Origin of the sequence: Aphanizomenon sp. UHCC 0183 (assembly GCF_009712065.1) — a bacterium.
Lineage (GTDB): Bacteria > Cyanobacteriota > Cyanobacteriia > Cyanobacteriales > Nostocaceae > Dolichospermum > Dolichospermum heterosporum.
The window spans coordinates 1-6,722 of sequence record NZ_VILC01000049.1 but is presented as its reverse complement, the minus strand read 5'-3'; the positions used below and the strand labels follow the sequence as shown (position 1 = coordinate 6,722).

The following is a 6,722-nucleotide window of genomic DNA, read 5'->3' as shown; positions in this document are numbered from 1 at the left end:
CCAATGACCATTTTTTCAAGTCTGTCATGACGAACTGAAGAAATAGGCTACACTCATCTTAGGGGCGAACTAATGCAGTTCGTCACAAGACTTCTTGGAAGATATCCCTGTCGCAGGAAGTGGGTTGAAGCCCACTTTTTTTATTGAATTCTCCCATGACTCATCCTTTAATACCACAAATTATTGATTTGGCGACACCAGTAGCCACAGAACTAGGATTGGAAGTTGTTAGTATAGTTTTTCATACGAACCAAAGCCCCCCAGTCTTGCGAGTAGATATCTTTAATCCTCTACAGGACATTGGCCTGAATGATTGTGAAAAGATGAGCCGTGCCTTAGAAGCGTCATTAGATACGGGAGAGATCATTCCAGACGCTTATGTATTGGAAGTATCCAGTCCTGGTATTTCGCGGCAACTGGTAACAGACAGGGAGTTTATTTCCTTCAAAGGATTTCCTGTAGTTATTTCCACTTCCCCAGCCTACGAACAACAGCAAGATTGGATAGGTCTATTGGTGCGTCGGGATGAAACCACAGTTTACCTTAATCAAAAAGGTCGTGTAATCAAAATCCCGCGTGACCTCATTACCAAAGTACAAATAGATGAGCGTAGCTAATCAATTTTAGATTTTAGACTTTGGATTAGGGACTGGTAACTGGTAACTGGTAAGGAGTAATTGGTTATGGAAACAATACCTTCGCCAAATTGGAAACCGCCATTCTTTGTAGATTTGTAGGTTGGGTTGAGGAACGAAACCCAACAAATGCGTTGGGTTGCACTGTTGCTTAACCCAACCTACAAAGAATGGCGAAGGTATTGAAGAAAACAATTATTTCTTAACAATTATCTAATTGTGCTGACTAGCTTACATAAAATTTTAGGAGATTGCGTATGTCAATGGTGACTTTATCTGGATTAAAAGAGCTAATTGAAAGTATTAGCAAAGAACGAAATTTGCCGCGTTTGGCTGTACAAGCGGCTATTAGAGAAGCCTTAATTAAGGGTTACGAACGTTATCGTCGCGCCCAAAATTTAGAACGCAGACAATTTGATGAAGAGTATTTTAATAATTTTGAAGTAGAATTGGATATAGAGGGTGAGGGATTTCGGGTTCTTTCCACCAAAACTATTGTTGATGCAGTTAGTAATACTGATCATCAAATTTCCTTAGATGAGGTACAGCAAGTAGCCCCTGAAGCTCAACTGGGAGATTCTGTGGTATTGGATGTCACCCCAGATCAGGGTGAATTTGGGCGCATGGCAGCCATGCAAACTAAGCAAGTATTGGCGCAAAAGTTGCGAGATCAACAACGTCAAATGGTGCAAGAAGAGTTTCAAGACTTAGAAGGCACGGTTTTACAAGCTAGAGTATTGCGATTTGAACGTCAGTCTGTGATTTTGGCTGTGAGTAGTGGATTTGGACAATCAGAGGTAGACGCGGAGTTACCCAAGCGAGAACAGTTACCCAATGATAACTATCGTGCTAATGCAACTTTTAAGGTATATCTGAAAAAAGTTTCCCAAGGACAGCAACGGGGTCCACAGTTGATGGTATCGCGTGCTGATGCAGGTTTGGTAGTTTATCTATTCGCCAATGAAGTCCCAGAAATTGAAGATGAGGTAGTGCGGATTGTGGCTGTAGCCAGAGAAGCTAATCCTCCTTCTCGTTATGTCGGACCCCGGACAAAAATTGCTGTTGATACCTTAGATCGGGATGTAGACCCCGTTGGCGCTTGTATTGGTGCGAGGGGATCACGAATCCAGGTAGTAGTTAATGAATTACGTGGTGAAAAAATAGATGTGATTCGCTGGTCTCCAGATCCAGCTACCTATATTGCTAATGCCTTAAGTCCAGCACGGGTAGATGAAGTTAGACTGATGGACCCAGAAAGTCGCCAAACCCATGTTTTGGTGGCGGAAGATCAACTAAGTTTGGCTATTGGTAAAGAAGGGCAAAATGTGCGGTTAGCAGCCCGTCTCACTGGTTGGAAAATTGATATTAAAGATCAGGCTAAATATGACCAGGAAGCTGAAGATATTAAATTTGCAGCGGTGAGAGCGCAAAATCAACCACGAAATGATGAGGATGATAGGTCTGACCGAGAATATGAAATGGCAGAAGAATTAGAATTGGATGAGGATAGATTCAACAATAGGGAGGAAGATTAATTCCCCAAATTTGCCTGCAATAATTTGAGAAAGTAAGGGAAGCAGGAAGCAGGGAGCAGGGAGCAGGGAGCAGGGAGCAGGGAGCAGGGAGCAGGGAGCAGGGAGCAGGGGGAATATTTTTTCCCAATGACAACTGACAACGAACAACTGACAACTGACAACTGACATTAAAAAATACATTGTTTAGTATCAGGAAGATATCTAGCTGAATCTGGCAAAAGACTGATGAAACCGAACTATCGGCGTTGTATTAGTTGTCGTCAAGTCAACTTGAAACAAGAGTTTTGGCGGATTGTCCGCGTCTTTCCATCTGGAAAGGTACAATTAGATCAGGGCATGGGGCGTTCTGCCTATATCTGTCCGCAAGAGAGTTGCCTGCAACTAGCTCAGAAAAAAAATAGACTAGGAAGATCGCTGCATGGGACAGTGCCAGACACAGTGTATCAAGCATTGTGGCAACGTCTAAATCAGGGCGATCGCCAAAATCAGATTTAATGGTAACAACTAAAATTGCGATAACCTCTAAAGATATTATGACAAAAGCCGAACTATTCGCGCTCTGATCATAACCTTTAGTATCGCTCAAGTTAGTGCCAAAATAGTAAATGGATGTAACCAGCTTTCTCGATCTCCTTTTTTTGGACAAGACGCAAGGCATTACTCCCAGAAAGTTTTTTTTTGATTGTATTGTGGAAGACTCCCAAATCAGCAAAACAAAAAAACCAAAAATGGCAACCTGGTAGCGTCAAATCGCAGTTCTGCATCAACCATCATTCCTGGTGGAGATGTCAGTATTAACCCGAAACATCTCTCTTTCCTAACTGGAGGCACCGGCAATATCACCAAGGGCAACCGAAAAAACAGTGATCAAAGGGTGGAGATGTCACCAACCAGGCAACCATCCATTAAAACTGTAAATTAAAGGGGAAAGAGTGGATGAACAACGGAAAAGTTAGAATCTATGACTTATCAAAGGAATTGAATTTGGACAATAAAGAGCTACTAGCCATTTGCGATCAGCTCGATATTGCGGTCAAAAGCCATAGCAGTACGATTTCCGAATCGGAAGCTGAACAAATTCGTAGTGCCGCCGAAAAAGTTGCTGCTGCGAACTTAGTCTCCAAAAAGGAACAGGGTAAAGGTGGCCATAAACCAAATTCATCCCCAAACCGTCCCAGCGCCAATCACAAACAGCAAATTCTAGAAATTCGCAAACCGAAAATATTGAGAAACACTACTACCAACTCACCAGATACTTCAGTTGCTACTGACGCTACTGAGGCTAATAGTCCTTCACCTCCACGGCCTTTCGCTACACCTGTCTCATCTATGAAGCCGACGGCACCAACTCGACCAGTTCCCCGGAATCAATCCGAGACTCCGCTCAAACCTAATCCTACCCAACCGGAACAGGTATCTAATCCTCAACCGGTGGCGGAAAAGGTAGTAGGGGAAAAAGCAGAGAAGATATCTACTCCTAGACCTAAACCAGAGAAACCGCAAAAACCCCAATTGGTTTCTCCCCCTGCCAGAGTAGATGACACAAAATCGCCAGATACACCGGTAATCGGAACATCGGAAAAACCCCTGCTCAAACGCGATCGCACCCAGCGGGTTGAGGAAGACCGGCAACCAGTCAGAAGTAAGGTTAATAAACCCTCATCTGACCAAGGTTCACCATCCGCACCACCTAAACCTAGTCGGGCTAATTCAGCAGCCCCGACAAGACCAGAACAGCGCACTGGCAGACCATCCGTTGGCGGTGATATCCAACGTCCTAGACCCGCACGTCCCGGTGAACCAGCCGCTATTCCCACGGCAACTCCACCCCGGCATAATATCGGCGGAGCGAAAAAAGAATCATTGGATGAAACACCAATTGTTCCCGATCTGCTTGATTTAAAACGCCCTACACCCCCTCGTTTAAACAAAGGTGGGAAGAAATGGCAAGAAGAAGAAATCATTGACGAAATCAAGGAAAAGGCTAAGTTGGGACCCAAGGGCAAACGGGTCAAACCAATCTTAGAAGATGATTTACTCGATGAGGATGATTTAGATGAAAACGGTCTAGAAATTTCCGCAGCCGTCCAAGTTAGTCTTTCCATTGCCCGTCCTCCCAAACCTAAAGGAACCCGTGCTGGTGCGCCAACTGTAGCGGTTGTAGCTGCTCCTACCACTAGAGGCAAAAAATCTAGTTCTTCCCGCGACCACAATCGTCGTCAAGAAAATGTCGAGCAAAAACCAGATCGTCCAGCTACACTGGCTGTCACTGGTCCATTAACAGTCCAAGAGTTGGCTGATGCCTTAGTAATTGCCGATACAGAGATTGTCAAAATCCTGTTTATGAAAGGCATGGCTGTCAGTATCACCCAAAATCTGGATATTCCGACCATTACCCTAGTCGCCAAAGAACTAGAAGTAGAAGTCGAAATCGTCGAACGAGAAGCTGAAGCTCGGAAAGTCACAGAAATGATTGACGTGGCTGACTTAGATCACCTCATTCGTCGTCCTCCAGTTGTCACCATCATGGGTCACGTAGATCACGGTAAAACCACTCTCCTCGACTCAATTCGCAAAACCAAAGTTGCTTCTGGGGAAGCGGGCGGTATTACCCAACATATCGGCGCATATCATGTTGATATCGTCCATGAAGGTAAACCACAGCAGATTGTTTTCCTCGATACTCCTGGTCACGAAGCCTTCACCGCGATGCGTGCCAGAGGAGCTAGGGTGACAGATATTGCCGTTTTAGTCGTAGCTGCTGATGACGGCGTTCGTCCCCAAACCATCGAAGCTATTAGCCACGCTAAAGCCGCCGATGTTCCCATTGTTGTTGCCATCAACAAGATTGATAAAGAAGGCGCACAACCAGAGCGGGTTAAACAGGAACTCACCAATTACGGTCTCACTGCCGAAGACTGGGGTGGTGAAACCATTATGGTTCCCGTTAGTGCCATTAAGGGCGAAAATCTCGATACCCTCCTAGAAATGATTATGTTGGTGTCGGAAGTAGCCGAACTATCCGCTAATCCAGATCGGGTCGCAAAAGGAACAGTCATTGAGGCTCATTTGGATAAAGCGAAAGGTGCAGTTGCTACCTTGCTGATTCAAAACGGTACTCTCCACGTTGGAGATATGCTGGTCGCTGGTTCAGCCTTCGGTAAAGTCCGGGCTATGGTGAATGATCGCGGTAAGCGTGTAGATGTCGCTAGTCCATCCTTTGCAGTAGAGGTATTGGGTTTAAGTGATGTCCCTGCTGCCGGTGATGATTTCGAGGTCTATGAAAACGAAAAAGAAGCTCGTTCTATAGCCAGCGATCGCGCCGACAAGCAACGTCAGTCTCGATTGTTACAAGGTCGTGTCACCCTCACTACCCTGTCAGCACAAGCACAAGAAGGCGAGTTAAAAGAACTCAACCTCATCCTCAAAGGCGACGTACAAGGTTCTGTGGAAGCCATTATCGGCTCTCTGCGCCAAATTCCGCAAAACGAAGTCCAAATTCGGATGCTCCTAGCTACCGCTGGAGAAATCACCGAAACAGACATAGACTTAGCTGCTGCCAGTAACGCTGTAATTATTGGTTTCAACACCACTTACGCCAGTGGAGCTAGACAGGCTGCGGATGAAGCAGGTGTAGATGTTCGAGAATATAACATCATCTACAAACTCTTGGAAGATATCCAAGGTGCTTTAGAAGGTCTACTCGAACCCGAACTGGTGGAAGAACCTTTAGGACAAACAGAAGTTCGTGCTGTCTTCCCAGTTGGTCGTGGTGCAGTTGCCGGTTGTTATGTGCAATCTGGTAAACTCGTTCGCAACTGTAAAGTGCGCGTCCGTCGTCACAATAAGGTAGTTTATGAAGGTGTCCTTGATTCCCTCAAACGGATGAAAGAAGATGCCCGTGAAGTCAACGCAGGTTATGAATGTGGTATCGGCATTGATAAGTTCCATGACTGGGTGGAAAATGACATCATTGAATCCTACCAATTGGTAACTAAACGTCGGACTTTAACTATGACTAAGTAGTGACGTGCATCCAGCGTTGAGTGCTGAGTTGATGAGTGTTGAATTGAGACTGTTTCGAGTTCAACACTCAAATAATGTAAAATCAGCACTCCGCTTAAAAGTAGTTAGGAATTAATGAACCACGTTCGCGTCCCGTAGGGATAGAAACAAAAAACACGAAGGCAGAAGAAAGAAGGAAGAAATAGGTAAAATCCTGTTTGAGTAGGAGTTTCATTATCTATTGATGTCTTAACCTCCTGGGTTTGCTATAAATTTTAAAAAAATTCCCTGTTTAATTGAAAACAAGTTGTTTTAGAAATTTCTCGCAGAAAATTCTGCATTTAGTGATGAATGCGACAGAATTTTCAGGTATAAAACCATTATCTTGAAAACAGATTAAACAAAAATTTTCAATTTTAGGTTTGGGTAACTAGATTTACGTCTTTCCCGGGAATGTGAAATAAATTATCAATCTGAAATCTAAAATCCCAAATTGTCTAAATCTGGAAGTGAACAACAAGGAATGAGGAATTATGGCTCAATTTCC

Annotated in this window: 4 protein-coding genes; all 4 read left to right on the top strand. The window is 44.3% G+C overall.

The annotated features are described in order from the left end of the window. Positions 1-155 precede the first annotated feature (155 nt). The gene (gene rimP, locus FJR37_RS16570) at positions 156-617 is read left to right on the top strand and encodes a ribosome maturation factor RimP (protein WP_168466562.1); all 462 of its coding nucleotides are present in this window, start codon (positions 156-158) and stop codon (positions 615-617) included. A gap of 275 nt (positions 618-892) precedes the next feature. Beyond that, positions 893-2,170 carry a transcription termination factor NusA gene (gene nusA / locus FJR37_RS16565; RefSeq protein WP_174763439.1) on the top strand — a complete coding sequence of 426 codons (1,278 nt, stop codon included), beginning with the start codon at positions 893-895 and terminating at the stop codon, positions 2,168-2,170. A 225-nt stretch (positions 2,171-2,395) separates the two neighbouring features. Further along, positions 2,396-2,665, top strand: coding sequence for a YlxR family protein (locus FJR37_RS16560; RefSeq protein ID WP_072033681.1), 270 nt, complete (start codon positions 2,396-2,398; stop codon positions 2,663-2,665). A 441-nt stretch (positions 2,666-3,106) separates the two neighbouring features. Continuing rightward, a complete protein-coding gene (gene infB / locus FJR37_RS16550) occupies positions 3,107-6,196 on the top strand; it encodes a translation initiation factor IF-2 (protein ID WP_039205189.1) in 3,090 nt (1,029 codons plus the stop codon). The last annotated feature ends 526 nt before the right edge of the window (positions 6,197-6,722 follow it).